35 protein-coding genes are annotated in these 24114 nt (G+C 43.1%); 31 read left to right on the top strand and 4 right to left on the bottom strand.

Features of this window, described 5'->3' with window-relative positions; translation table 11 throughout:
- Positions 1–332 precede the first annotated feature (332 nt).
- From uvrA to rpsQ, 12 genes are all read left to right on the top strand, one after another.
- Positions 333–3155, top strand: a complete 2823-nt coding sequence (uvrA, locus tag ACAX20_RS13530; RefSeq protein ID WP_371189661.1) for an excinuclease ABC subunit UvrA — start codon at positions 333–335, stop codon at positions 3153–3155.
- Positions 3156–3801: 646 nt separating this feature from the next.
- Positions 3802–4113 carry a 30S ribosomal protein S10 gene (rpsJ, locus tag ACAX20_RS13525; protein WP_115998799.1) on the top strand — a complete coding sequence of 104 codons (312 nt, stop codon included), beginning with the start codon at positions 3802–3804 and terminating at the stop codon, positions 4111–4113.
- A 16-nt stretch (positions 4114–4129) separates the two neighbouring features.
- Positions 4130–4768: a 50S ribosomal protein L3 gene (gene rplC, locus ACAX20_RS13520; protein WP_371187020.1), complete on the top strand. Its 639-nt coding sequence runs from the start codon at positions 4130–4132 to the stop codon at positions 4766–4768.
- Positions 4769–4786: 18 nt separating this feature from the next.
- On the top strand, positions 4787–5392 hold the full coding sequence (gene rplD / locus ACAX20_RS13515) for a 50S ribosomal protein L4 (RefSeq protein WP_371187018.1): 606 nt from the start codon (positions 4787–4789) through the stop codon (positions 5390–5392).
- Positions 5389–5691, top strand: a complete 303-nt coding sequence (gene rplW, locus ACAX20_RS13510; protein WP_371187016.1) for a 50S ribosomal protein L23 — start codon at positions 5389–5391, stop codon at positions 5689–5691. The genes rplD and rplW overlap by 4 nt, the downstream gene beginning before the upstream one ends.
- An 11-nt stretch (positions 5692–5702) precedes the next feature.
- A complete protein-coding gene (gene rplB, locus ACAX20_RS13505) occupies positions 5703–6527 on the top strand; it encodes a 50S ribosomal protein L2 (RefSeq protein ID WP_371187014.1) in 825 nt (274 codons plus the stop codon).
- A gap of 29 nt (positions 6528–6556) precedes the next feature.
- On the top strand, positions 6557–6835 hold the full coding sequence (gene rpsS / locus ACAX20_RS13500) for a 30S ribosomal protein S19 (RefSeq protein WP_290252508.1): 279 nt from the start codon (positions 6557–6559) through the stop codon (positions 6833–6835).
- Between the two features lie 11 nt (positions 6836–6846).
- Entirely contained in the window at positions 6847–7179 is a 333-nt protein-coding gene (rplV, locus tag ACAX20_RS13495) for a 50S ribosomal protein L22 (RefSeq protein ID WP_290252509.1), read from the top strand.
- 11 nt (positions 7180–7190) lie between these two features.
- Entirely contained in the window at positions 7191–7886 is a 696-nt protein-coding gene (rpsC, locus tag ACAX20_RS13490) for a 30S ribosomal protein S3 (protein ID WP_371187011.1), read from the top strand.
- Positions 7887–7897: 11 nt separating this feature from the next.
- Entirely contained in the window at positions 7898–8311 is a 414-nt protein-coding gene (gene rplP / locus ACAX20_RS13485; RefSeq protein ID WP_371187009.1) for a 50S ribosomal protein L16, read from the top strand.
- Positions 8311–8502, top strand: a complete 192-nt coding sequence (gene rpmC / locus ACAX20_RS13480) for a 50S ribosomal protein L29 (protein ID WP_290252512.1) — start codon at positions 8311–8313, stop codon at positions 8500–8502. The genes rplP and rpmC overlap by 1 nt, the downstream gene beginning before the upstream one ends.
- Positions 8502–8750: a 30S ribosomal protein S17 gene (gene rpsQ / locus ACAX20_RS13475; RefSeq protein WP_371187007.1), complete on the top strand. Its 249-nt coding sequence runs from the start codon at positions 8502–8504 to the stop codon at positions 8748–8750. Before rpmC ends, rpsQ begins: the two co-directional genes overlap by 1 nt.
- Positions 8751–9486: 736 nt before the next feature.
- Here the strand turns inward: rpsQ and ACAX20_RS13470 are convergent.
- Complete coding sequence (locus tag ACAX20_RS13470; RefSeq protein ID WP_371187005.1) at positions 9487–10347, bottom strand: DUF2306 domain-containing protein; 861 nt, start codon at positions 10345–10347, stop codon at positions 9487–9489.
- A gap of 366 nt (positions 10348–10713) precedes the next feature.
- Between ACAX20_RS13470 and ACAX20_RS13465 the strand changes: the two genes are divergently transcribed.
- Complete coding sequence (locus ACAX20_RS13465; protein WP_371187003.1) at positions 10714–11631, top strand: helix-turn-helix transcriptional regulator; 918 nt, start codon at positions 10714–10716, stop codon at positions 11629–11631.
- Positions 11632–11723: 92 nt separating this feature from the next.
- Here ACAX20_RS13465 and ACAX20_RS13460 read toward each other — a convergent pair whose 3' ends face one another.
- On the bottom strand, positions 11724–11909 hold the full coding sequence (locus tag ACAX20_RS13460; RefSeq protein ID WP_371187001.1) for a DUF2892 domain-containing protein: 186 nt from the start codon (positions 11907–11909) through the stop codon (positions 11724–11726).
- Positions 11910–12449: 540 nt separating this feature from the next.
- On the opposite strand from ACAX20_RS13460, the gene rplN reads away from it, so the two are divergent.
- The 18 genes from rplN (at position 12450) to ACAX20_RS13370 (ending at position 22180) form a co-directional block, all read left to right on the top strand.
- The gene (rplN, locus tag ACAX20_RS13455; protein ID WP_371186999.1) at positions 12450–12818 is read left to right on the top strand and encodes a 50S ribosomal protein L14; all 369 of its coding nucleotides are present in this window, start codon (positions 12450–12452) and stop codon (positions 12816–12818) included.
- Positions 12819–12829: 11 nt separating this feature from the next.
- Positions 12830–13144, top strand: coding sequence for a 50S ribosomal protein L24 (rplX, locus tag ACAX20_RS13450; RefSeq protein ID WP_371186997.1), 315 nt, complete (start codon positions 12830–12832; stop codon positions 13142–13144).
- A gap of 13 nt (positions 13145–13157) precedes the next feature.
- On the top strand, positions 13158–13697 hold the full coding sequence (gene rplE / locus ACAX20_RS13445) for a 50S ribosomal protein L5 (RefSeq protein WP_371186995.1): 540 nt from the start codon (positions 13158–13160) through the stop codon (positions 13695–13697).
- 11 nt (positions 13698–13708) lie between these two features.
- Positions 13709–14014 (top strand): 30S ribosomal protein S14, encoded by a 306-nt coding sequence (rpsN, locus tag ACAX20_RS13440; RefSeq protein WP_371186993.1) that lies wholly within the window; start codon positions 13709–13711, stop codon positions 14012–14014.
- Between the two features lie 10 nt (positions 14015–14024).
- The gene (gene rpsH / locus ACAX20_RS13435) at positions 14025–14417 is read left to right on the top strand and encodes a 30S ribosomal protein S8 (protein ID WP_371189660.1); all 393 of its coding nucleotides are present in this window, start codon (positions 14025–14027) and stop codon (positions 14415–14417) included.
- Between the two features lie 11 nt (positions 14418–14428).
- Positions 14429–14962 (top strand): 50S ribosomal protein L6, encoded by a 534-nt coding sequence (rplF, locus tag ACAX20_RS13430; protein ID WP_371186991.1) that lies wholly within the window; start codon positions 14429–14431, stop codon positions 14960–14962.
- Between the two features lie 9 nt (positions 14963–14971).
- Positions 14972–15322 (top strand): 50S ribosomal protein L18, encoded by a 351-nt coding sequence (gene rplR, locus ACAX20_RS13425; RefSeq protein WP_371186989.1) that lies wholly within the window; start codon positions 14972–14974, stop codon positions 15320–15322.
- Positions 15323–15331: 9 nt separating this feature from the next.
- Complete coding sequence (gene rpsE / locus ACAX20_RS13420) at positions 15332–15835, top strand: 30S ribosomal protein S5 (RefSeq protein WP_371186987.1); 504 nt, start codon at positions 15332–15334, stop codon at positions 15833–15835.
- A gap of 6 nt (positions 15836–15841) precedes the next feature.
- Complete coding sequence (gene rpmD, locus ACAX20_RS13415; RefSeq protein ID WP_290252522.1) at positions 15842–16021, top strand: 50S ribosomal protein L30; 180 nt, start codon at positions 15842–15844, stop codon at positions 16019–16021.
- 3 nt (positions 16022–16024) lie between these two features.
- Entirely contained in the window at positions 16025–16459 is a 435-nt protein-coding gene (gene rplO / locus ACAX20_RS13410) for a 50S ribosomal protein L15 (protein ID WP_371186985.1), read from the top strand.
- Between the two features lie 7 nt (positions 16460–16466).
- Positions 16467–17792 carry a preprotein translocase subunit SecY gene (gene secY, locus ACAX20_RS13405; protein ID WP_371186983.1) on the top strand — a complete coding sequence of 442 codons (1326 nt, stop codon included), beginning with the start codon at positions 16467–16469 and terminating at the stop codon, positions 17790–17792.
- Between the two features lie 17 nt (positions 17793–17809).
- Positions 17810–17926: a 50S ribosomal protein L36 gene (rpmJ, locus tag ACAX20_RS13400; RefSeq protein WP_284300974.1), complete on the top strand. Its 117-nt coding sequence runs from the start codon at positions 17810–17812 to the stop codon at positions 17924–17926.
- Between the two features lie 144 nt (positions 17927–18070).
- The gene (rpsM, locus tag ACAX20_RS13395) at positions 18071–18427 is read left to right on the top strand and encodes a 30S ribosomal protein S13 (protein ID WP_371186981.1); all 357 of its coding nucleotides are present in this window, start codon (positions 18071–18073) and stop codon (positions 18425–18427) included.
- Positions 18428–18443: 16 nt separating this feature from the next.
- Positions 18444–18833, top strand: a complete 390-nt coding sequence (gene rpsK / locus ACAX20_RS13390) for a 30S ribosomal protein S11 (protein WP_136736752.1) — start codon at positions 18444–18446, stop codon at positions 18831–18833.
- A gap of 21 nt (positions 18834–18854) precedes the next feature.
- Positions 18855–19475 carry a 30S ribosomal protein S4 gene (rpsD, locus tag ACAX20_RS13385; protein ID WP_371186979.1) on the top strand — a complete coding sequence of 207 codons (621 nt, stop codon included), beginning with the start codon at positions 18855–18857 and terminating at the stop codon, positions 19473–19475.
- A gap of 25 nt (positions 19476–19500) precedes the next feature.
- Positions 19501–20490: a DNA-directed RNA polymerase subunit alpha gene (locus ACAX20_RS13380; RefSeq protein ID WP_371186977.1), complete on the top strand. Its 990-nt coding sequence runs from the start codon at positions 19501–19503 to the stop codon at positions 20488–20490.
- 41 nt (positions 20491–20531) lie between these two features.
- Complete coding sequence (rplQ, locus tag ACAX20_RS13375; protein WP_371186975.1) at positions 20532–20933, top strand: 50S ribosomal protein L17; 402 nt, start codon at positions 20532–20534, stop codon at positions 20931–20933.
- A gap of 344 nt (positions 20934–21277) precedes the next feature.
- Positions 21278–22180, top strand: coding sequence for a phosphoribulokinase (locus ACAX20_RS13370; protein WP_371186973.1), 903 nt, complete (start codon positions 21278–21280; stop codon positions 22178–22180).
- Positions 22181–22298: 118 nt separating this feature from the next.
- On the opposite strand, the gene ACAX20_RS13365 is transcribed toward ACAX20_RS13370, so the two are convergent.
- Positions 22299–22703, bottom strand: coding sequence for an OsmC family protein (locus ACAX20_RS13365; RefSeq protein WP_371186971.1), 405 nt, complete (start codon positions 22701–22703; stop codon positions 22299–22301).
- A 448-nt stretch (positions 22704–23151) separates the two neighbouring features.
- On the bottom strand, positions 23152–23949 hold the full coding sequence (locus tag ACAX20_RS13360; RefSeq protein WP_371186969.1) for a DUF1338 domain-containing protein: 798 nt from the start codon (positions 23947–23949) through the stop codon (positions 23152–23154).
- Positions 23950–24114: the final 165 nt, after the last annotated feature.

The following is a 24114-nucleotide window of genomic DNA, read 5'->3' as shown; positions in this document are numbered from 1 at the left end:
GCATTGTCTACAGACGCTTTAATGCTAATCAGAAATCCGAACCTGACGTCGCACGGTCGCTTCCTATAAGTCAAACTACCCACAAATCTCTATACCCTTGCTCGTGCTAAAACAGTAGTTTCAAGTAAACTTAATCATAGTTGTTAACGTTTGTTAGCCATAACTGCTTTGCAAGAGGTAAAGGGTTAATGTGAGTAGTATTAACAATTTAACCTTATTAATCAGTACTAGGCTGATTTTTTAGACAAAATAGGGCATAATGCCCGATTCGATTTAGCGCGGTTCATAACCTGATTGTCGCGCCTTTTTGCCAATTATCGACAGGATGTATGATGAAACAAATAGAAGTTCGTGGGGCTCGAACTCACAACCTGAAAAATATAGATATCGATATTCCTCGAGACAAGTTGATCGTTATCACGGGCTTGTCCGGTTCAGGTAAATCGTCGTTAGCATTCGATACGCTTTATGCCGAAGGCCAGCGACGTTATGTTGAATCATTGTCTGCTTATGCTCGTCAGTTTTTATCATTAATGGAAAAGCCTGACGTCGATCATATCGAGGGACTGTCCCCAGCGATTTCTATCGAGCAAAAATCGACATCTCATAACCCGCGCTCCACGGTTGGTACCATTACCGAAATATATGATTACCTACGTTTGTTATTTGCGCGTGTCGGTGAACCGCGTTGTCCGACGCACGGTGATGCCCTAGCCGCGCAAACCATAAGCCAAATGGTTGATAAAGTCCTAGAGCTTCCTGAAGGGACTAAGGTCATGTTGTTGGCACCGGTGGTACAAGACCGAAAAGGTGAGCATATAAAGCTACTAGATAACCTTGCAGCACAAGGCTACATTCGTGCCCGGATCGACGGTGAAGTATGTGATTTATCTGATCCACCAACATTGGATTTACATAAAAAACACACCATTGAGGTAGTCGTTGACCGCTTGAAGGTCCGTGATGATATTCAAACGCGTTTAGCAGAATCGTTTGAAACCGCACTGTCGCTTACCGATGGGGTTGCTTCTATCGCCTTTATGGACGAGCCGAACAGCCCGGAATTGTTGTTTTCAGCAAACTTTGCCTGCCCACAATGTGGCTATTCGATGGCAAAACCAGAGCCCAAGCTATTCTCATTTAATAACCCGGCAGGCGCCTGTCAAAGTTGTGATGGCTTAGGTCACAAGCAATTTTTTGATCCCGCACGCGTTATTGCTAATAACGAGTTAAGTCTAGCTGGCGGTGCAATTCGCGGTTGGGATAAGCGTAACTTTTATTATTTCCAAATGCTCAGCTCGCTAGCTGAACACTTCGGCTTTGATTTGAATAAGCCTTTTAAAGAGTTGCCCGATGATATTCAGCATCTTGTTTTGCATGGTAGTGGTCGGGTCGAAATCGAATTCAAATATATGAATGACCGAGGTGATATTGTCATCCGCAAGCACCCGTTTGAAGGGATCTTAATTAACATGGACCGTCGCTATCGCGAAACAGAGTCTAATGCTGTTCGCGAAGAGCTTGCCAAGTACCTGAATAATCAAGCGTGCCCAAGTTGTCATGGCTCACGTTTGCGTCTTGAAGCTCGTAACGTGTTTGTTGAAGATAAGCCATTACACGACATTGTCGAATATTCGATTGCTGAATCAGCAGAGTTTTTTCAGGCATTAGATCTGGAAGGGCAACGTGGCCAGATCGCTGAAAAAATCTTGAAAGAAATTAACGATCGATTGGGCTTTCTTGTCAACGTCGGCTTAAACTACCTAACCTTGTCCCGTAGTGCAGATACCTTATCCGGTGGTGAAGCACAGCGTATTCGGTTGGCATCTCAAATTGGTGCCGGTTTGGTCGGGGTTATGTACGTGCTGGATGAGCCATCGATTGGTTTGCATCAACGTGATAACGAACGCTTATTAAATACTTTAGTGCACCTGCGCGATTTGGGTAATACCGTGATCGTAGTCGAGCACGATGAAGATGCTATAAAAGAAGCGGATTATATTATTGATATTGGCCCTGGTGCCGGTGTGCATGGCGGTGAGGTGGTTGCAAGCGGTACGTTAGAAGAAATCGTTAGCAATGATAATTCATTGACCGGTAAATATATAAGCGGTAAAGAAGGGATCGTGGTGCCGAAAAAGCGTACCCCATATGACACGGAACGAGTCGTTGAATTAAAAGGTGCGACAGGTAACAATCTTAAGCAGGTCGACTTAACCATACCCGTGGGTTTAATGACATGTGTCACTGGAGTATCTGGCTCGGGCAAGTCAACCTTGATTAACGATACGCTTTATAAGATTGCTCACCTCGAGCTAAACAAAGCAACATTAGATGAACCATCCCCTTATATATCGATAGAGGGACTAGAACATTTAGATAAGGTTATCGATATTGACCAAAGTCCAATTGGTCGTACGCCACGCTCGAACCCTGCTACCTATACCGGTATCTTCACTAATATTCGCGATATATTCTCGGCGACACAAGAAGCTCGCTCTCGTGGTTATAAGCCAGGCCGTTTTAGTTTTAACGTCAAAGGCGGTCGTTGTGAAGCGTGTCAGGGCGACGGTGTGATTAAAGTTGAAATGCATTTTTTGCCGGATGTCTACGTACCTTGTGATGTGTGTAAAGGTCAACGGTATAATCGTGAAACGTTAGAGGTTAGATACAAAGGTAAGAACATTCACGAAGTGCTTGATATGACCATCGAAGATGCCTTTGAGTTTTTCAATGCCATCCCTGCGGTAAAACGTAAACTGCAAACCTTAATGGATGTTGGCTTGTCTTATATTAAACTAGGTCAGTCTGCGACAACCTTGTCGGGTGGTGAAGCGCAGCGTGTTAAGCTATCGAAAGAGCTATCAAAACGCGATACCGGTAAAACCTTGTATATTTTAGATGAGCCGACCACAGGTTTGCATTTTCATGATATTAAGCAATTATTGGCGGTTCTGCATCGTTTACGTGACCACGGTAATACGGTCGTGATTATTGAACACAATCTTGATGTTATTAAAACTGCTGACTGGATTGTCGATCTCGGCCCAGAGGGTGGTTCTGGTGGCGGTGAAATTTTAGTAACCGGTACACCAGAACACGTAGCGGATGATAAAGCATCCCATACTGCAAGGTTCTTAAAGCCTTTGCTATAACTATAAACGCCAGCTGATGCTGGCGTTTTTGTATAGGCTTGTTGGCTATCTAACAACTGGCTCACCGTCAACCCGGAATCAGCTCTGCTGATGTCCGGGACCTCGTGTTACTATAGTGTGCTATAACTAAATCACATTGCAATTCAGAACTATCTTTAAAAATACCCAGCGTCATGCCATCATGCTTTTCGACTGCAAGGATGCAGGAGGTAGAGTAACGCATGGAGCTGTTACCGAGGATGGGACCTCCTTGGGTAATAGCGTGCCTACAACGAAGCCACTTCGAAACTGCACGAGATCCCACACAAAGACATTGTGGGACGACGGTGAACAGTTTCTACAAAATTAGTACCTCGAAGCACTCGTTAACCTCGTTAACAATTTTTATACAAAATACTCGCTGTTGTACAGAAAATAAACTTGCATTGATTTTCTATTTCAGTATAATACGCCGACCTTAGCCAATAAGGCTTAGGTTTTTCGCCGGTTTTACCCAAGTGTTTCTATCCGAAATGCCAAGTAAAATGCAGGCCAACAGCAACTTCGATATGAAGTTGAATGTAATTAGCCGGTATGCTCCCCATCTCATTAAGATGGTGATGAGTCATACTTTGTTCGTTCTTTTTTTAATTGGGGATTTGATTACATGTCAAATCAAAGAATTCGCATTCGTTTGAAAGCGTTCGATCATCGTTTGATTGATCAATCAACCGCTGAAATCGTAGATACAGCTAAGCGCACTGGTGCACAGGTTCGTGGTCCAATTCCACTACCTACTCGCAAAGAGCGTTTCACTGTTCTGATTTCTCCACACGTAAACAAAGACGCTCGTGACCAGTACGAAATCCGTACTCACAAGCGTTTGATTGATATCGTTGAACCTACTGAAAAGACTGTTGATGCTCTAATGCGTCTTGATCTTGCAGCTGGTGTAGACGTTCAAATCAGCTTGGGTTAATAAGGGGAGTACAACTATGACTATTGGTTTAGTCGGACGTAAAGTTGGTATGACTCGCATCTTCACTGAAGAAGGCGTTTCAATTCCAGTTACTGTCGTAGAAGTTGAAGCGAACCGCGTTGCTCAAGTTAAAACTCTTGAAAACGATGGTTATCGCGCATTACAAGTTACCACTGGTGCTAAGAAAGCTAACCGTGTAAACAAGCCAATGGCGGGTCACTTCGCTAAAGCCGGCATCGAAGCTGGTCGTGGTTTGTGGGAATTCCGTCTTAAAGATGGTGAAGGTGAAGATTTCGCAGCTGGCAGTGAGTTAACTGTTGAAGTATTAAACGAAACCAAACTAGTAGACGTTACCGGTACCTCTAAAGGTAAAGGTTTCCAAGGTGGTATCAAGCGTTGGAACTTCCGTATGCAAGATGCTACACACGGTAACTCTTTGTCTCACCGTTCAAACGGTTCAATCGGTCAGTGTCAAACACCTGGTCGTGTATTTAAAGGCAAAAAAATGTCTGGTCACATGGGTGCTGAGAAAGTTACTACTCAGAACCTTGAACTAGTTCGCGTTGACGCTGAGCGTAACTTGCTTCTAATTAAGGGTGCCTTACCAGGTGCTGTTAATGGCAACGTGATCGTTAAACCAGCTGTTAAAGCCTAACGTCTGAGGAGATTAGTGATGGAATTAGCATTAAAAGACGCGTCTGGCGCTCTTGAAGTTTCTGAAGCTACCTTTGGACGTGAGTTTAACGAAGCTCTAGTACACCAAGTAGTTGTTGCTTACGCAGCAGGTGCTCGTCAAGGTACTCGTGCTCAAAAGACTCGTTCTGAAGTTAGTGGCGGTGGCAAGAAGCCATGGCGTCAAAAAGGTACTGGCCGTGCACGTGCTGGTACAACTCGTAGCCCAATCTGGCGCACTGGTGGTGTAACTTTCGCAGCTAAGCCACAAGATCACAGCCAGAAGGTTAACCGTAAAATGTACCGCGGTGCTATCCGTAGCATTCTTTCTGAACTAGTTCGTCAAGAGCGTCTAGTTGTTGTTAAAGATTTTGCGGTAGAAACGCCAAAAACTAAAGACTTAGTAGCTAAGTTAAAAGGTTTAGAACTAAACGACGTTCTAATCGTTACTCCAGAAGTAAACGAAAACCTATTCTTATCTGCTCGTAACTTGCACAAGGTTGACGTTCGCGACGTAGCAACAATCGACCCTGTAAGCCTAGTTCGCTTTGAGAAAGTTTTGGTAACTGAAGCTGCTGTTAAGCAAATTGAGGAGATGTTAGCATGATCAACGAAGAACGTTTGTTGAAGGTGCTTTTAGCACCAAACATTTCTGAAAAAGCAACTGTATCTGCTGAAGCAAACAACACTGTTGTTTTCAAAGTAGCTACTGATGCATCTAAAGCAGAAATCAAAGCTGCCGTAGAAAAACTTTTCGAAGTTGAAGTTACTGGTGTTCGCACTCTAAATGTTAAGGGTAAAACCAAGCGTACAGGTATGCGCATGGGTCGTCGTAGCGATTGGAAAAAAGCTTACGTTACTCTTAAAGAAGGCAGCGACATCGACTTCGTTGGCGCTGAGCAATAGGAGATTTAGCAATGGCAGTTGTAAAATGTAAACCTACTTCTCCGGGTCGTCGCCACGTCGTTAAAGTGGTTAACCCTGAGTTATACAAAGGTAAGCCTTACGCACCTCTACTAGAGAAAAACTCTAAGTCTGGTGGTCGTAACAACACTGGTCGTATTACAGTTCGTCACGTTGGCGGTGGTCACAAGCACCACTACCGCGTAATCGACTTTAAGCGTACTAAAGACGGTATCCCAGCGAAAGTTGAGCGTTTGGAATATGATCCAAACCGTAGTGCTAACATCGCACTAGTACTTTACGCAGACGGTGAGCGTCGTTACATCTTGGCTCCTAAAGGCCTAAAAGCTGGTGATACAGTACAGTCTGGTGTTGATGCACCAATCTCTGCTGGTAACACTATGCCACTACGTAACGTTCCTCTAGGTTCTGTTATTCACGCAATCGAGCTTAAGCCTGGTAAAGGCGCACAAATCGCTCGTGCCGCGGGTACTTACGCACAGTTAGTAGCTAAAGATGGCGCTTACGTAACTCTACGTCTTCGTTCAGGCGAAATGCGTAAAGTTGAAGCTGAGTGTCGTGCGACTCTAGGTGAAATCGGTAACGCAGAACACATGTTGCGTTCACTAGGTAAAGCGGGTGCTTCTCGCTGGCGTGGTGTTCGTCCAACCGTTCGTGGTGTTGCGATGAACCCGGTAGATCACCCACACGGTGGTGGTGAAGGTCGTACTTCTGGTGGTCGTCACCCTGTATCTCCATGGGGCGTACCAACTAAAGGTTACAAGACTCGTAAGAACAAGCGTACTGACAAGTTCATCGTACGTCGTCGTACTAAGTAGTACTAATTTTTAATTAAAGAGGAATTACCATGCCACGTTCTCTCAAGAAAGGTCCATTTATTGACCTGCACTTGTTAACGAAGGTAGAGAAAGCTCTGGAAAGCGGGAACAAGAAACCTATCAAAACTTGGTCTCGTCGTTCAATGATCATCCCTTCGATGATCGGATTGACCATTGCTGTCCATAATGGCCGTCAACACGTTCCAGTATTCGTTACCGATGAAATGATCGGTCACAAGCTGGGTGAATTTGCACCTACTCGTACTTATCGCGGCCACGCTGCTGATAAGAAAGCGAAGAAAAGATAAGGGGAAATTAAATGGAAGCTATCGCTAAACATAAATTTGCCCGTGGTTCAGCTCAAAAAGCTCGTTTGGTTGTTGACCAAATCCGCGGTTTACACGTTGAGAAAGCTCTTGAAATTCTAGAATACAGCAACAAGTCTGCTGCTGTTCTAGTTAAGAAAGTTCTTAACTCTGCAATCGCTAATGCTGAGCACAACGAAGGTGCAGACATTGATGAACTATTCGTAAAAACCATTATGGTTGACGATGGTCCAACAATGAAACGTATTAAACCTCGTGCGAAAGGTCGCGCGGATCGTATCCTTAAGCGTACTAGCCACATTACTGTGGTTGTATCTGATAGCTAGGAGATATTCGAATGGGTCAGAAAGTACATCCTACCGGTATTCGCCTAGGTATCACGAAACCTTTCGCGTCTACTTGGTATGCAAATACTAAAGAATATGCAGCTAACATCAAAGGTGACCACGAAGTTCGTGCTTACCTAACTGAAGAGTTAAAGCGTGCATCTTTGTCGAAAATTGTTATTGAGCGTCCAGCTAAGTCTATTCGCGTTACTATCCACACTGCACGTCCAGGTGTTGTGATTGGTAAGAAAGGTGAAGACGTTGAGAAATTACGTAAGAAAGTTTCTCAAATCGCTGGTGTACCTGCACAAATCAACATTGCTGAAGTTCGTAAGCCAGAAATGGATGCGCAACTAGTAGCTGACAGCATCGCGAGCCAATTAGAGCGTCGTGTTATGTTCCGTCGTGCTATGAAGCGTGCTGTACAAAACGCTATGCGTTTAGGTGCTAAAGGTATCAAAGTACAAGTTAGCGGTCGTTTAGGCGGTGCGGATATCGCACGTGCTGAATGGTATCGTGAAGGTCGTGTACCATTACACACTTTACGTGCTGATATCGATTACGCAACAGCTCGTGCAGACACTACCTACGGTGTTATTGGTGTTAAAGTCTGGATCTTCAAAGGTGAAGTTATCGGTGGCATGCCTCTAGAGGTTGAAGCACCGGCTAAGCCGAAGAGAAAAGGCAAAGGCAAGAGCAGCAAGTAAGGAAATAAGTCATGTTACAACCAAAACGTACTAAATTCCGCAAGCAGATGAAACTGCGTAACCGTGGTCTAGCTCACACTGGTAGCTCAGTTAACTTCGGTTCTTTCGGTTTGAAATCTGTAGAGCGTGGTCGTATGACTGCTCGTCAAATCGAAGCGGCTCGTCGTGCAATGACACGTCACATTAAACGTCAAGGTAAAATCTGGATCCGTGTATTCCCAGACAAGCCAATTACCAAGAAGCCTCTTGAGGTTCGTATGGGTAAAGGTAAAGGTTCTGTTGAATACTGGGTATGCCAAATTCAGCCAGGTCGTGTATTGTATGAAATGGAAGGTGTAAGCGAAGAGCTAGCACGTGAAGCATTCTCACTTGCAGCTGCTAAACTACCTTTCAAGACAACTTTCGTAACTCGTAAGGTAATGTAATGAAAGCTAGTGAACTAAAAGACAAAAGCATTGAAGAGCTTAATGCTGAATTACTAAGCTTATTGCGTGAACAGTTTAACTATCGCATGCAAGCAAGCACTGGTCAGCTAGCTCAAACACATTTGCTACGTAACGTACGTCGCGATATCGCACGTGTTAAGACAATCCTAAACCAGAAGGCGGCTTCATAATGAGCGAAACTATTCGTACTCTACAAGGCACCGTTGTCAGTAACAAAATGGACAAGTCTATCACTGTACTGATCGAGCGTCGTGTTAAGCACCCTATCTACGGTAAGTTCATGATCCGTTCAACTAAGTTGAAAGCGCATGATGAAGCTAACGTATGTAACGAAGGTGATGTAGTAACAATTCGTGAATGTGCTCCTATTTCAAAAACTAAGTCTTGGACTCTAGTTGACGTTGTAGAAAAAGCATAATTTAAGATTGTTCTTAAAGCTGTAAAAAGGGCTCCTTAGGGAGCTCTTTTTGTTTTTACAGATTGGGTAGAAAAATAGCTGGATATCTGCAACAAGTTTGTTGAAATGCACATTCGCTGAATGTGGCCATACCCTTAGTTTCAAAAACTAAGTCTTGGACTTTAGTTGACGTTGTAGAAAAAGCATAATTTAAGATTGTTCTTAAAGCTGTAAAAAGGGCTCCTTAGGGAGCTCTTTTTGTTTTTACAGATTGGGTAGAAAAATAGCTGGATATCTCCAGCAAGTTTGTTGAAATGCACATTCGCTGAATGTGGTCATACCCTTAGTTTCAAAAACTAAGTCTTGGACTCTTGTTGACGTTGTAGAAAAAGCATAATTTAAGATTGTTCTTAAAGCTGTAAAAAGGGCTCCTTAGGGAGCTCTTTTTGTTTTTACAGATTGGGTAGAAAAATAGCTGGATATCTCCAGCAAGTTTGTTGAAATGCACATTCGCTGAATGTGGTCATACCCTTAGTTTCAAAAACTAAGTCTTGGACTCTAGTTGACGTTGTAGAAAAAGCATAATTTAAGATTGTTCTTAAAGCTGTAAAAAGGGCTCCTTAGGGAGCCCTTTTTGTTTTCTTGTCAGATAACGGCATGGTTGATACACCACTAGTTGGTTTTGGCAGAATTGCTAGCCTAAACAAGGAACGATTAGATTTTCTTGATCAAAGAATAATATTTTCAATAAGGCCTGTTAAATCCCTATTCCAATCCTAGGTATCCACATCTTTGTCGATGCAGCGTAAACCCCAACGATTGTTATCAATGCTAAACAAGACACAGATAAGGCGGCAATCAGCTTTGGCCTTACTTGATTTTTTCTTTCAGCCCAGAAAACGATTTCAGCCACGACCATAGGCAGTAAATACGAAGCAAACGAAATAGCAATATCGGCAGGGCCGTCAATTTGTTTGCTGTTTCCAAGAGGGCCTTGATTGACCATAAACCAACCCATTAAATACAGACGCACATTCCAAACACCATTAATTAAAATAAAAGTATGTACTGCCAGTCGACGATGCGATGCAAAGTTTTTTTGCAGGGCAGTTTGCCATGCATAATAAACGAAGATAGGGAGCAGTATGCCATTTAATGTGACACCAATAGAGCCTACATCACTCAAGCGGCTACCAATCCCCCATGTCATATACAGGCCGCTAATAGCACCGAAGAAACCAACGACTAAAAATAATCTGCCATTCCATCGGTGGAACGCTGGAAACCTAACTCTTATATACGGAATAAGTTGAAAGGTAGCACTTAAATTGATGAACATTACCGGTATGATGTGTAGTAGCAATACTGCATTGCTAAATATTTCACCATTCCTATAACCACGAATCATATGAGTGAATAGAGATTCATCGAGTTCACCTGTAATCCAGGGGATGGTGAATTGTGCGAAAATATAGAGTGCAAACATCCATTGTCCGCACAACACAGCTACTAGCCATGTCTTAGTCGCACCGGATAGCCAGGAATTAATATAAGCATATAAAGACTTGTGGTAGCCTGCGATTTTTTGTTTTTTGCTTGTCACTGCAACTTGGTTCATTTTACGGCCTCTTAAAAACAACATAGAAGTAGCTATTGTGCGGATTTAAAGGGCTAATGCTGTGCAAATTTCGAATATGAGAATAATAAATCGCTAAATTGGGGCAATCCACTTAGCAAAAGCTGATTAGCTGTACAGTAAAATGGTAAAGCTAATTAGAAATCTTTATGATGTGTAACAGTCGATATTTGTTTCTTATATGGCGGGTCGAGATTAACTTGGTTATTAGATATGTTTGAAAATTTCCCTCACTATTTATTACTGATCATAGCTATTAGTAGCTGCGCTAGTTTGTACCTGTTTAGTCCACAAAGAATAGAACATTATCTTTTCGTCATTTTGGCTTTTTCTCTGGTGTGCTTAGCCTTGAGTCAATTACTTGCAACACCCTTCGAAGTTGAGCAGCAGTTTATTGCATTGGGAACATTTGCGACTTGTAATGTTTTTTGGCTATTAACCCGTTGCATGTTTCGCAAGGGGAGGGCGCTAGCTAATGCTCATTATATTCTCGCCGGTGTCATTGCTGTGCTCATTTTGTTAGTCCGAAGTATCGATATCGCTATTTCATTACAATGGATAGAGCAACAAACATTTGACTTGCTAAAGCGTTCCTTGAGTGAGTTGCTAAAAATACTTACTTCGGGTGTCTTATTGCTAGCGTTTTGGGAAGTAATTCGAGGTTACGGAGCAAGCAGTAAACGGATACGACAACAAAAGTTCATGATTGCAGGAACCATGCTAGTTGCTGTAATGAGCACAAGGGTTATTTTTCCGAGTTTACCGTTAGACCCTGAATTAATGACAACCTTGTACCCTGGAGTGAGAAGTGTTGCTGCTAGCGCCATGCTAACCGTCATCATTATCGTACTTTGGCTGCAGCATCAGTACAGAGTTGTTAATCGACAAACGCAAAAGTTTATCAGCGAAAAAGGCCGCAATGATGAACAACTACTTAACTTGATTGAAAGCTTGATGACAGAAAAAGCTTTGTATCTGCAGCCCGAACTCAAACTCATGGACGTAGCGAATGCATTAAACGAACCCGAGTATAAAATAAGTAAAGAAATTAAAGACAGAACAGATTTCAAAAACTTTAACCACTTTATTAATCACCTTCGCTTAGAGCATGCAAAAAGGTTGTTAACTGTAGAGCCAAGTAAAGATTGGACAATACTTGTTGTTAGTCTCGAATCTGGTTTCTCGTCATTGGCGACTTTCAATCGTGTTTTTAAACAGCTGGAGGGCTGTACACCAAAACAATATCGACAGCTACATACGATATAAGTGGTAAGGTTTACAGCTAGGCACTCATTTGATTGATAAGAGTACTGCAAATACTTATATTCAATAACTGCTCACCAGTACTGCAATACTAACTAGCTCTTAGCACATGTGCTCATACCCAGTACTCGATACACCGGACAAAAGGTAAATATACCGGTGATAAGAGGGATAATGCCAATATAGCCCCAGGCAGGACCATAGGTTGCAGCCCACGAGATCATTACTAAACCAACTACGATACGTAAAATTCTATCTACCACGCCAATGTTTCTATTCATAATATTTCCTCATTAATGTTTTATGACAGTTTTATGATTCAATTTGCTTTATGACACTCTCTTGTTGAGTGAGCTCAGCGACGATGAAATCACTATACGTGTTAACTTCGGTTGCTATTTTAGAGTTTAAGAGTGCAGAAATTATCCAATACAACACATAAAAAAGTTCATCTATTGGACTAGAAAGACCTGTTGTTGTCGATTAATTAGCCTTTTAAAGGTCGTTGTTAACAGTTTGGTTACCTGGAGTTACGTCCCTTTACAGGGTTTTCTCGGCTATTAATTGTTTAATAATTAAAAAGGTAACAATATGTAATCCTGTTCGATTATAAATAACACCAAAAATCAGCATCTTAGCTTGCTCATATATTAACAATATATTAACCTCGCGTTCCTTGCTAAAGTTTTTGTTTAAATAAAGTACCACTTTTTAATTTGTAGTGTTATAATCTCGCGCCCATTCACTCTAAGTGGGTGGTTTTTAAGGCAGTGAAAGACCGATAAACGGTCTTGAATTTTAACAAAAGCGGAGCACATAACATGATCCAAATGCAATCACAGTTAGACGTTGCTGATAACAGCGGCGCTCGACGCGTGCAATGTATAAAGGTTCTAGGTGGCTCGCACCGTCGCTATGCTGGTATCGGTGACATCATCAAGGTTTCTGTAAAAGAAGCTATTCCTCGCGGTAAAGTGAAGAAGGGTGATGTACTGAACGCGGTAGTGGTGCGCACTAGAAAAGGCGTTCGTCGCGCTGATGGCTCAGCCATCCGTTTTGACGGTAACGCGGCTGTAATGTTGAACACCAACTTACAACCAATTGGTACTCGTATTTTCGGGCCAGTGACACGTGAACTTCGAACTGAAAAGTTCATGAAGATCGTTTCACTAGCTCCAGAAGTACTATAAGGAGTCTATAAATGGCCTCTAAAATTCGTCAAAATGACGAGGTAGTAATCCTAGCTGGTAAAGATAAGGGCAAAAGTGGCAAGGTCACTAAAGTTCTTACAGCTGAAGGTAAAGTTTTCGTTGAAGGCATCAACTTAGTGAAGAAACACCAAAAGCCTGTACCTCAGTTACAGCAAGCTGGTGGCATCATTGAGAAAGAAGCTGCAATCGACGTATCTAACGTTGCGATCAAAAACCCTGCTACTGGCAAGGCTGATCGTGTTGGTTTTAGAATTGAAGACGGCAAAAAAGTTCGTTTCTTCAAGTCTAATAACGAATTAGTTTAATTTGGAGTAAACGATGGCGAAACTGCATGATTTTTACAAAGATACAGTTGTTGCTGAACTGACCAAAGAGTTCGGATACAAAAGTGTCATGCAAGTCCCTCGAATTGAGAAGATCACTCTTAACATGGGTGTTGGCGAAGCTATTTCTGATAAGAAAGTGCTAGACAACGCTGTTGCTGATCTTACTGCAATCTCGGGTCAAAAGCCTCTAGTGACTAAAGCTCGCAAATCTGTTGCTGGCTTCAAGATCCGTGAAGGCTACCCTATTGGTGCAAAAGTAACTCTACGCGGCGAGCGCATGTGGGAATTCTTTGAGCGTTTAATCTCAATCTCAGTTCCTCGTATCCGTGACTTCCGTGGCTTGAACCCTAAGTCGTTCGACGGCCGTGGTAACTACAGCATGGGTGTGCGTGAGCAAATCATATTTCCTGAAATCGACTACGATAAAGTAGATAAAATTCGCGGTATGGATATCACTATCACTACTACTGCGGGTAACGATGCGGAAGGTCGTGCTTTGCTGACTGCCTTTAACTTCCCGTTTAAGAAATAAGGTGTAGAGTAATGGCTAAATCATCAATGAAGGCACGTGAAGCAAAACGTGCAAAATTAGTCGCCCAGTACGCTGAAAAGCGTCGTGCACTTAAAGAGATCATCTCTAGCGTAAATTCTTCTGAAGAAGAGCGTTGGGATGCAGTATTAAAACTACAGTCTTTACCTCGTGACTCGAGCAGCAGCCGTCAACGTAACCGTTGTACTGTTACTGGTCGTCCACACGGTTACTTACGTAAGTTCGGCTTAAGCCGTATCAAGCTACGTGAAGCAACCATGCGTGGTGAAGTACCTGGTCTTAAGAAAGCAAGTTGGTAAGGAGTAAGCGATTATGATGACTGATCCTATCGCGGATATGTTCACACGCATCCGTAACGGTCAAGCTGCAAACAAAGTTGCAGTAACTATGCCATCTTCAAAGCTGAAAGTTGCTATCGCTAACTTGCTTAAAGAAGAAGGTTACATTAACGGTTTTGAAGTGATTGAAGGTAACAAACCTGAATTATCAGTTACTTTGAAATATTTCGAAGGTAAAGAAGTAATCGAAACTATCAAGCGTGTTTCACGTCCTGGTCTTCGCGTATACAAAGGTAGCAACGATCTACCACAAGTATTAGCTGGTCTAGGTATTGCGATCGTTTCAACTTCAAAAGGTCTTATGACTGACCGCGCTGCACGTAATGCAGGTTTAGGCGGTGAGATCATCGGTATCGTAGCGTAAGGAGCAAGAATATGTCTCGTGTTGCAAAAGCACCTGTGGCTGTACCTGCTGGCGTTACAGTTACGTTATCTGGTCAAGAGATCACAGTTAAAGGTCCAAAAGGCGAATTAACTCGCACTATCAACAGCCTTGTTAACGTTGCTCAAGAAGAGAACGAGATCAAAACTGTTGTAGCTGAAGAGTCAAAAGCTGCTTGGATGCAAGCCGGTACTGCTCGCGCACTTATCAACAACATGATTGTTGGTGTGAGCCAAGGCTTCGAAAAGCGTTTAATCCTTAACGGTGTTGGTTACCGTGCAAAAGCTGCTGGTCAAAGCTTGAACCTATCTTTAGGTTTCTCGCACCCAGTAGACTACGCGATTCCAGCAGGCGTTACTTGTGAAACTCCTAGTCAAACTGAAATCGTACTTACGGGTGCTGATAAGCAGGTGATTGGTCAAGTTGCTGCGAACATTCGTGCGTACCGTAAGCCAGAGCCATACAAAGGTAAAGGTATTCGTTACTCAGACGAAATCGTTCGTCGTAAAGAAGCTAAGAAGAAGTAGGGTAATACAATGGATAAGAAAACATCTCGTTTACGTCGTGCAAAACGCACACGTGCTAAAATCAGCGAGTTGGGTGCGAATCGCTTAGTTGTACACCGTACTCCTCGTCACATTTACGCTCAACTTATCACGGCTGACGCTCAAGTTGTTGCATCTGCATCAACTCTTGACAAAGAAATCCGTGAGCAAGTTAAAGCAACTAGCAATAAAGAAGCTGCTGCTGCTGTAGGTAAAGCTATCGCAGAACGCGCTGCTGCTAAAGGCATCGAATCTGTTGCTTTCGATCGTTCAGGTTTCTTATACCACGGTCGTATCCAAGCACTAGCTGAAGCGGCTCGTGAAGCTGGCCTTAAATTCTAGGAGTAGATAATGGCTAATGTAGAAAACACACAACAAAGTGAATTCGCTGAAAAGCTAATCGCTGTTAACCGCGTATCAAAAGTGGTTAAAGGTGGTCGCATCTTCAGTTTCACTGCACTAACTGTAGTTGGTGACGGTAACGGCCGTGTTGGTTTTGGTTACGGTAAGGCACGTGAAGTTCCTGCTACAATCCAAAAAGCAATGGAAAAGGCTCGCCGTAACATCGTAAACATCGACCTTAAAGGTACTACTTTACAGCACGCTGTTAAAGGTAAGCACTCAGGTTCTAAAGTTTACATGCAACCTGCAGCAGAAGGTACAGGTATCATCGCCGGTGGTGCGATGCGTGCAGTACTAGAAGTTGCTGGCGTACAGAACGTATTGTCAAAAGCATACGGTTCTACTAACCCAATTAACGTTGTTCGCGCTACTATCGGCGCTTTGGCTGACATGAAGTCGCCAGAAGCTGTTGCTGCTAAGCGTGGCCTAAACGTTACTGATATTCTGGGGTAATGAACAATGGCTAAGACTGTTAAAGTAACTCAAGTTAAAAGCTCAATCGGTCGTCTTCCGACTCACCGTGCGACTTTGAAAGGTTTAGGTTTACGTCGTATCAATCATACTGTAGAGTTAGAAGATACTCCATCAGTACGTGGTATGATCAACCTAGTTCGTTACATGGTTAAGGTGGAGGACTAAACAATGCATTTAAACACATTATCCCCTGCACCTGGTTCAAAATCAGCTAAGAAGCGTGTTGGTCGTGGTATTGGTTCTGGCCTAGGTAAAACTGGTGGTCGTGGTCACAAAGGTCAGAAGTCTCGTTCTGGCGGCGGCGTACGTCCAGGTTTCGAAGGTGGTCAAATGCCACTTAAGCAACGTTTGCCTAAGTTTGGTTTCACCTCTCGTAAGTCTTTGGTTCGCGCTGAAGTTCGCTTACACGAGTTGAACACTATGACTGCAGAAGTGATCGATATTCACGCTCTTAAAGCAGAAGGCGTTATCTCTCGCAACATGGAAACTGCAAAGATCATGTTGTCTGGCGAGATCAACCGTAAAGTTACGGTTCGTGGCCTAGCAGTAACAAAAGGTGCACGTGCAGCAATCGAAGCTGCCGGTGGTACAGTAGAGGAATAGTACTAAAATGGCTACACCAGGAATGGAAAATAAGGCTTCAGGCGGTTTGTCTGAGCTGAAACAAAGATTGTTGTTCGTACTCGGAGCACTTATCGTGTTTCGTTTAGGATCATTTGTACCAATCCCTGGTATTGACGCCGCTGTACTAGCTCAGTTGTTTGAACAACAAAAGGGCACCATTGTAGAAATGTTTAACATGTTCTCTGGTGGTGCTCTTGAGCGAGCCTCTGTATTGGCTCTTGGTATTATGCCGTACATTTCGGCCTCGATTATCATGCAAATCTCTACGCACGTTGTGCCTAGTATGATGGAATTGAAAAAAGAGGGGGAAGCTGGACGTCGTAAGATCAGCCAATACACACGCTACGGCACACTGCTTCTGGCAACAGTTCAGTCAATTGCGATTGCGAAGAGTTTACCGACGATGATGCCTGGCTTAGTGGTTAACGCTGGCTTTGGCTTCTACTTCACTGCAGTAGTTTCTTTAGTAACCGGTACCATGTTCTTAATGTGGTTAGGTGAACAAATTACTGAGCGTGGTATTGGTAACGGTATCTCAATCCTGATTTTCGCTGGTATTGTTGCAGGCATGCCATCAGCAGTTGGTCAAACTGCAGAAATGGCGCGTCAAGGTGAACTGCACTTGTTAGCATTATTCTTGATCGCTGGTATCGTTGCTGCTGTAACTTGGTTTGTTGTATTTGTAGAGCGCGGCCAACGCCGTATTGTGGTAAACTATGCTAAGCGCCAACAAGGTCGCAAAGTATTTGCCGCTCAAAGTACACATTTGCCACTTAAAGTGAACATGGCTGGTGTTATTCCACCAATCTTCGCTTCAAGTATTATCTTGTTCCCGGGTACCATCGCAAGTTGGTTCGGTCAAGGTAGTGGCCCAGTTGCAGACTTCTTGCAAGAGATTTCTCTAGCAATGTCGCCAGGTCAACCTTTGTATGTAATGCTTTATGCTGCAGCAATAATCTTTTTCTGCTTTTTCTACACGGCGCTTGTTTTCAACCCGCGTGAAACTGCAGATAATTTGAAGAAATCTGGTGCGTTTATCCCAGGCATTCGTCCTGGTGAGCAAACCTCTAGATATATTGACAAAGTAATGACCCGCTTAACTTTAGCTGGGGCTCTATACATTACTTTTATTTGTTTGGTTCCAGAATTCATGATGATTTTCATGGACGTACAATTCTACTTCGGTGGAACGTCTCTACTAATCATTGTAGTTGTTATCATGGATTTCATGGCTCAGGTACAAACTCATTTGATGTCTCATCAATATGACAGCGTCCTGAAGAAAGCCAATCTTAAAGGCTATGGTCGATAAGACCAACGGAGTATAAAATGAAAGTTCGTGCATCCGTTAAAAAGATTTGCCGTAACTGTAAAGTTGTTAAGCGCGCTGGTGTTGTTCGTGTAATCTGTTCGAGCGACCCTAAGCACAAGCAACGTCAAGGTTAATTCGGATTAATCTTTAACTTAGTGTCACAAGTTGTAATTTAGTGCAATTTGTGACACTTTATATTGCAAATAAACTGCTGGTTGAGTATCCTTACGGGCTTTTCAACCGGTTTCTTTTAACCTAAATTAATAGGAGATGTGTTAGTGGCCCGTATCGCTGGCATTAACATCCCTGATCGTAAGCATGCAGTAATTGCCCTTACTGCTATCTACGGTATCGGTGCAACCCGCGCAAAAGCTATCTGTGCGGCAACCGGTATCGCTGAAGATACTAAGATCAGTGAACTAGACGAAGCTCAAATCGATTTGCTTCGTAACGAAGTGGCGAAATTCACCGTTGAAGGTGACTTACGTCGTGAAGTATCAATGAACATCAAGCGTCTGATGGACCTTGGCTGTTTCCGTGGTTTACGCCATCGTCGCAGTCTTCCTCTACGTGGTCAACGCACTAAGACTAATGCGCGCACCCGTAAAGGTCCTCGTAAGCCGATTAAAAAGTAGATCGAGGTAATTAGACATGGCTAAAACACCAACTCGCGCTCGTAAGCGCGTTAAAAAGCAAGTTGCTGATGGCATGGCGCACATCCATGCGTCTTTCAACAACACAATCGTAACTCTTACAGATCGTCAAGGTAACGCGTTATCTTGGGCAACTGCTGGTGGTTCAGGTTTCCGTGGTTCACGTAAATCTACTCCATTCGCTGCACAGGTTGCTGCTGATCGTGCTGGTAAAGCCGCACAAGAGTTTGGTTTGAAGAATATTGAAGTGTTCGTTAAAGGTCCAGGTCCAGGTCGTGAATCTGCAATCCGTGCCTTAAATGCTGCTGGTTTTAAAATCACCAACATTACTGACGTAACACCTATTCCTCATAATGGTTGTCGTCCACCTAAGAAACGTCGCGTTTAATAGGTAAGTTGGAGAAAGAAAATGGCAAGATATTTAGGTCCTAAGCTAAAACTTAGCCGTCGTGAAGGTACCGACTTATTCCTTAAGTCTGGTGTTCGCGCGATCGATACTAAATGTAAAATCGAAACTATTCCGGGTCAGCACGGCGCACGTCGTGGTCGTTTATCTGACTACGGTGTTCAGCTTCGTGAGAAGCAAAAAGTTCGTCGTATCTACGGCGTTCTTGAGAAACAGTTCCGTAATTACTACAAAGAAGCTGCTCGTCTAAAAGGTAACACAGGTGAAAACTTGCTACAGCTTTTAGAAAAGCGTTTGGACAACGTTGTATACCGTATGGGTTACGCGTCTACTCGCGCGGAAGCTCGTCAGCTAGTTAGCCACAAAGCTATCGTAGTTAACGGTAAAGTTGTTAACATTCCATCTTTCGCTGTTAAAGCAGACGATGTGATCTCAATTCGCGAAAAAGCAAAATCTCAAGCACGTATCATCGCTGCTTTAGAACTTGCTGAGCAACGTGAGAAGCCAGTCTGGGTTGAAGTTGATGGTAAGAAAATGGAAGGTACGTTCAAGCGTATTCCTGACCGTTCTGACCTATCAGCAGAAATTAACGAACAGTTGATTGTCGAGCTTTACTCGAAATAAAGCTGAACTTTAAGAGAGGACAATAATGCAGGGTTCTGTAACCGAATTCCTTAAGCCGAAATTGGTTGGTATTGAAAATGTATCATCAACTCGTGCCAAGGTAACTTTAGAACCACTAGAACGTGGTTTTGGTCATACTTTAGGTAACGCACTACGTCGTATTCTTCTGTCATCTATGCCTGGTTGCGCAGTGACTGAAGTTGAAATTGACGGTGTATTGCACGAATACAGCTCTAAAGAAGGTGTTCAAGAGGACATCATCGAGATCTTGTTGAACCTAAAAGGTTTGGCTGTAGGTTTAGAAGGCAAAACTGAAGCAGTTTTAACTTTAACTAAGTCGGGTGAAGGCCCTGTAACGGCAGCTGATATTCAGCATGATGGCGATGTAACTATCGCTAATCCTGAGCACGTTATCTGTACTTTAACAGGTGACGGTTCTATCAGCATGCGCATTAAAGTAGAAATGGGTCGTGGTTACGTTCCTGCTTCTACTCGTCGTAACGCCGAAGAAGAAGAGCGCGCAATTGGCCGTTTGTTAGTTGACGCTTCTTTTAGTCCTGTTCATAGAATTGCTTATGACGTTGACTCAGCACGTGTTGAACAACGCACTGATTTAGACAAGCTAGTTATCGACATGGAAACTAACGGTACGTTAGATCCTGAAGAAGCTATCCGTCGTGCGTCAACAATTCTTGCTGAACAACTAGATGCATTTGTTGACTTACGTGATGTTAAAGAAGAAGAAGTTAAGGAAGAGAAACCTGCCTTCGATCCAATTCTTTTACGTCCAGTTGACGATCTAGAGTTAACAGTTCGTTCAGCTAACTGTTTGAAAGCAGAAGCGATTCAGTATATTGGTGACTTGGTACAGCGTGCTGAGGTTGAACTTCTTAAAACACCTAACTTAGGTAAGAAGTCTCTAACCGAAATCAAAGACGTGTTAGCGTCACGTGGTCTATCTCTAGGTATGCGCCTAGAAAACTGGCCACCAGCTAGCATTGCTGATAACGACTAAGTCGATCACATTAAACGTTTATAGAGAAGAAGGATTAACTTATGCGCCATCGTAAAGCAGGTCGCCAGTTAAACCGTAATAGCAGTCATCGTCAAGCGATGTTCCGCAATATGGCAAGCTCTCTAGTTAAGCACGGTACTATCAAAACTACTGTTGCTAAAGCTAAAGAACTACGTCGCGTTGTTGAGCCACTAATCACTTTGGCTAAAACTGACAGCGTTGCAAACCGTCGTTTAGCGTTTGCTCGTACACGCGATCAAGAAGTAGTAGGTTTATTATTCAACGAACTTGGTCCTCGTTACCAAGATCGTCCAGGTGGTTACACTCGCATTCTTAAATGCGGTTTCCGTACTGGTGATAAAGCGCCTATGGCTTACATCCAGCTAGTTGATCTACCAGCAGCAGAAGCTGTTGAAGTAGAAGAAACTTCAGCTGAAGCTTAATTAAAAGCTTAAATTCAAAAAGGCACCTTCGGGTGCCTTTTTTGTTTTTAGTCGTGGCTAAAATGAATTTACTCTGTGTTAATTGAACATTCGTGTAGGCAAACTACACGTCATATTCATTTGCCTTGATTAAATCCATTTTTCCTCACTTCATACAAAGATGGTATGACGGGCTAGTTCCGTATGTTTCTAAAGTACGCGAATTCGTCATCCCATCATGTTGTAGGATGGGATCTCCTTAATACCGAAGTGGCTCTATCTAAGTACCTCTAATTCCACCTAAACTTGACCGTAATTTAAATAAGCCGTATAACTGTTAGTCTTGTTAACTTTTTGTGTCCATTATGTCTGAACGTAACCCTATTATTGCTGTGACAGGTTCTTCTGGTGCCGGTACATCAACGGCTTCAGAAGCTTTTGCGCATATGTTTCGCAGTCTCGATATAAATGCCGCTGTAGTTGAGGGGGATAGCTTTCATCGTTTTACTCGTCCTGAGATGGAGCTCGAAAAGCGTAAGGCGAAAGACGAAGGTCGTTCGGTAAGTTATTTTGGTGATATCGCTAACGATTTCGGTGCTTTAGAAAGCCTTTTTAAAGACTTTGCAGAAAAAGGCGAAGGTAAAATGCGTCGCTATTTACATACCTTCGACGAAGCCGTACCGTACAATCAAATGCCGGGTACATTCACCCCTTGGCAACCGATAGGCGCTAATTCTGATTTACTCTTTTACGAGGGTTTGCATGGTGGTGTAGTGACTGAGCAGCACGATGTAGCTCAACACGTCGATTTGTTAATAGGCTTAGTTCCGATTGTCAACCTTGAGTGGATTCAAAAGATCATTCGCGATACGGATAAGCGAGGTCACTCACGTGAAGCGGTAAATGAAAGCATTGTTCGCTCAATGGAAGATTACTTTAAATTTATTACCCCGCAATTTTCGCGCACTCATATTAATTTCCAACGGGTGCCTACGGTAGATACATCCAATCCATTTTCAGCTAAAGCCATCCCAAGCGCTGACGAAAGCTTTGTGGTGATCCGCTTTAGGGAAAAGAAAAACATCGACTTTCCGTATTACCTACGCATGATCGATGGCTCATTTATGTCGCGTATTAATACCTTAGTGGTACCCGGAGGTAAAATGGGCTTGGCGATGGAATTGATCCTTACGCCGTTGATAGAAAAGCTAATGGAGCGCAAGCAATTGGCTAGTCAGCAGATTGATTGGATGCAAAACTATAAATAACTGGGAGCTGAGCCTCTCTAACGAGGCTCAGGGCTTATTTACGCCGAAAGCTAGGCCAAAGTATTAAACCTGTCACTTATTGCTCACCGGCGTAATAGGCGTCGACAGAGACTATGGACTAAGCCTGTTTGATCTCAAAGTCGTGAGTAATGGTAACCGCTTTATCTAGCATTAACGCTACAGAGCAATATTTGTCTGCAGATAATGACACAGCACGCTCCACGTGTTTTTCAGCAACGTCAGTACCGATAATAACAAAGTGTAAGTGAATATCGGTAAATACACGAGGTACAGAGTCTGCGCGAGTACCGCTAAGTTCAACCACACAGTCGCGAATGTCTTGGCGTGCCTTTTGTAAAATACTTACCACATCAACAGATGAGCAACCGCCTAATGACATTAACACGTTTTCCATTGGGCTAGGTGCGTGCTCACCACCATTGGCATCGAATAAAATGCTATGACCACTCTCTGAGGTGCCCATAAATTTATCGCCACCAACCCATTTAACTTCTGCTTTCATAGTAATTCCTTAATTTTGTTACCTTGTCATTCTAACTAACCGTTAGCAGATAGGGAATAGTTGATAAGGATAAGCGCGATTATCGCTTTGCTTAGTGTACGACCAAGTTGAATACAGATTTGATCATTTATCGAGAATAAGTAGCATGTGGAGCGTTTAATTCGCTCTTAGGGAGCTTTACGGCGACGAGATTATCGCGCCAAATGAGGTTGATGCAAATCGACTATATTGCCACATACTTGGCATATTCTTTCAGCTCTGACGTAGCTCTAACGTGGCTAGATATTTGTTCGAATAGGTATACGGTTTCTATATAGTCAGCAGGGCAGGGCTTGTGTTCATTTCATTGAACAAGTGCGATGTCATTGTCAGTTAGTCGCAATAAAAAACCACCTTCCTCATATGATTTACAGTAGGTGGTTTTCGAGAATGACACACTTAACAGTGCTTATCCGTTATTGGTACTTTCAAAAATTTTATCGGCCGAGGCGGCAACAAAACCAGTGTATAACGTGCCGTCAGCTTTAGGGTAGCGTTTTGCAAATTCGTAAAAGCAACTTGGGATGCTGGTGGTGACGTCGGTAAAAGCAACGTCAGCTTTGTCGGCCATCGTCGATGACTGCTCAAGCATCACACTCGCATCACCTTTGATTTCGCCGCCAGAGCTGTTTAATGCAAAGCCACCATCTTTAATGGCTTGGTTTACATCGGCGATATTATCGTAATTTGCTAAGTGATTAATACTTACCGTAAAGTGGTTCGCGCGGTAACCCCAGACAGCAAGCCATGCAGCGTATTCACTTTCGTCCGCTAATTGTTGGTATTCTTTAAAGCTGATATCCCAATTGCGACCGGCATATAAGATGCTTGCATCATCCATGCTATTCGCGTCAATATCATCAACAATACGCTGGATGATTTGTTGTGCGTCAGTAGATAATTGCTCAACTAACAGCTCGCTGATAAATACTTTTGGTAGCGTGTCATCGGCGTGTTCAAAATGTTTGGCGTAAAGCTTCTTCGCTTCAAAATGATATTCACCACATTCGCGATAACCAAGTTTAATTAAGTGTTGAGCTAACTTGTCTAAGTTAACTTTCTCTAAATTGAACGTGCGATAGGCAACGTGATCGTTAATGATGTCTTCACCATTGCCCAGTAACTGGTGCACTTGTTGTGCTGATGGTGTGACTTCAAGGTATTGTTGCCAAATGTTTGCGAATAGTTGTTTTACTTGATTACTCATAATTGTTCCCCAATTAGATTTATACCGTTATTTCGATACCTGATCGCCTTGGTATGTGTGTATGTCTTATTGTTGTTAGTGAAGGTGCTCAATGAGTTCGAATGATAACAGACGAAGGGGAGCACCTTCGCCTGTTTTTTATAGGTTATCAACCGCCTTAAAAAA

The organism is Thalassotalea sp. Sam97 (genome assembly GCF_041379765.1).
GTDB lineage: Bacteria > Pseudomonadota > Gammaproteobacteria > Enterobacterales > Alteromonadaceae > Thalassotalea_A > Thalassotalea_A maritima.
This window is presented reverse-complemented; position numbering and strand designations above follow the sequence as displayed.

Coding starts and splice junctions, on each gene's coding strand:
- ACAX20_RS13360 (WP_371186969.1), bottom strand. CDS start 23,949: ATGAGTAATCAAGTAAAACAACTATTCGCAAACATTTGGCAACAATAC.
- rplV (WP_290252509.1), top strand. CDS start 6,847: ATGGAAGCTATCGCTAAACATAAATTTGCCCGTGGTTCAGCTCAAAAA.
- rplD (WP_371187018.1), top strand. CDS start 4,787: ATGGAATTAGCATTAAAAGACGCGTCTGGCGCTCTTGAAGTTTCTGAA.
- uvrA (WP_371189661.1), top strand. CDS start 333: ATGAAACAAATAGAAGTTCGTGGGGCTCGAACTCACAACCTGAAAAAT.
- rplB (WP_371187014.1), top strand. CDS start 5,703: ATGGCAGTTGTAAAATGTAAACCTACTTCTCCGGGTCGTCGCCACGTC.
- rplQ (WP_371186975.1), top strand. CDS start 20,532: ATGCGCCATCGTAAAGCAGGTCGCCAGTTAAACCGTAATAGCAGTCAT.
- rpsJ (WP_115998799.1), top strand. CDS start 3,802: ATGTCAAATCAAAGAATTCGCATTCGTTTGAAAGCGTTCGATCATCGT.
- rplP (WP_371187009.1), top strand. CDS start 7,898: ATGTTACAACCAAAACGTACTAAATTCCGCAAGCAGATGAAACTGCGT.
- secY (WP_371186983.1), top strand. CDS start 16,467: ATGGCTACACCAGGAATGGAAAATAAGGCTTCAGGCGGTTTGTCTGAG.
- rplN (WP_371186999.1), top strand. CDS start 12,450: ATGATCCAAATGCAATCACAGTTAGACGTTGCTGATAACAGCGGCGCT.
- rpsE (WP_371186987.1), top strand. CDS start 15,332: ATGGCTAATGTAGAAAACACACAACAAAGTGAATTCGCTGAAAAGCTA.
- rpmC (WP_290252512.1), top strand. CDS start 8,311: ATGAAAGCTAGTGAACTAAAAGACAAAAGCATTGAAGAGCTTAATGCT.
- rplE (WP_371186995.1), top strand. CDS start 13,158: ATGGCGAAACTGCATGATTTTTACAAAGATACAGTTGTTGCTGAACTG.
- rplO (WP_371186985.1), top strand. CDS start 16,025: ATGCATTTAAACACATTATCCCCTGCACCTGGTTCAAAATCAGCTAAG.
- rplC (WP_371187020.1), top strand. CDS start 4,130: ATGACTATTGGTTTAGTCGGACGTAAAGTTGGTATGACTCGCATCTTC.
- rpmJ (WP_284300974.1), top strand. CDS start 17,810: ATGAAAGTTCGTGCATCCGTTAAAAAGATTTGCCGTAACTGTAAAGTT.
- ACAX20_RS13380 (WP_371186977.1), top strand. CDS start 19,501: ATGCAGGGTTCTGTAACCGAATTCCTTAAGCCGAAATTGGTTGGTATT.
- ACAX20_RS13470 (WP_371187005.1), bottom strand. CDS start 10,347: ATGAACCAAGTTGCAGTGACAAGCAAAAAACAAAAAATCGCAGGCTAC.
- rpsS (WP_290252508.1), top strand. CDS start 6,557: ATGCCACGTTCTCTCAAGAAAGGTCCATTTATTGACCTGCACTTGTTA.
- rplX (WP_371186997.1), top strand. CDS start 12,830: ATGGCCTCTAAAATTCGTCAAAATGACGAGGTAGTAATCCTAGCTGGT.
- rplF (WP_371186991.1), top strand. CDS start 14,429: ATGTCTCGTGTTGCAAAAGCACCTGTGGCTGTACCTGCTGGCGTTACA.
- rpsN (WP_371186993.1), top strand. CDS start 13,709: ATGGCTAAATCATCAATGAAGGCACGTGAAGCAAAACGTGCAAAATTA.
- ACAX20_RS13460 (WP_371187001.1), bottom strand. CDS start 11,909: ATGAATAGAAACATTGGCGTGGTAGATAGAATTTTACGTATCGTAGTT.
- rplW (WP_371187016.1), top strand. CDS start 5,389: ATGATCAACGAAGAACGTTTGTTGAAGGTGCTTTTAGCACCAAACATT.
- rplR (WP_371186989.1), top strand. CDS start 14,972: ATGGATAAGAAAACATCTCGTTTACGTCGTGCAAAACGCACACGTGCT.
- rpsQ (WP_371187007.1), top strand. CDS start 8,502: ATGAGCGAAACTATTCGTACTCTACAAGGCACCGTTGTCAGTAACAAA.
- rpsK (WP_136736752.1), top strand. CDS start 18,444: ATGGCTAAAACACCAACTCGCGCTCGTAAGCGCGTTAAAAAGCAAGTT.
- rpmD (WP_290252522.1), top strand. CDS start 15,842: ATGGCTAAGACTGTTAAAGTAACTCAAGTTAAAAGCTCAATCGGTCGT.
- rpsD (WP_371186979.1), top strand. CDS start 18,855: ATGGCAAGATATTTAGGTCCTAAGCTAAAACTTAGCCGTCGTGAAGGT.
- rpsC (WP_371187011.1), top strand. CDS start 7,191: ATGGGTCAGAAAGTACATCCTACCGGTATTCGCCTAGGTATCACGAAA.
- ACAX20_RS13365 (WP_371186971.1), bottom strand. CDS start 22,703: ATGAAAGCAGAAGTTAAATGGGTTGGTGGCGATAAATTTATGGGCACC.
- ACAX20_RS13370 (WP_371186973.1), top strand. CDS start 21,278: ATGTCTGAACGTAACCCTATTATTGCTGTGACAGGTTCTTCTGGTGCC.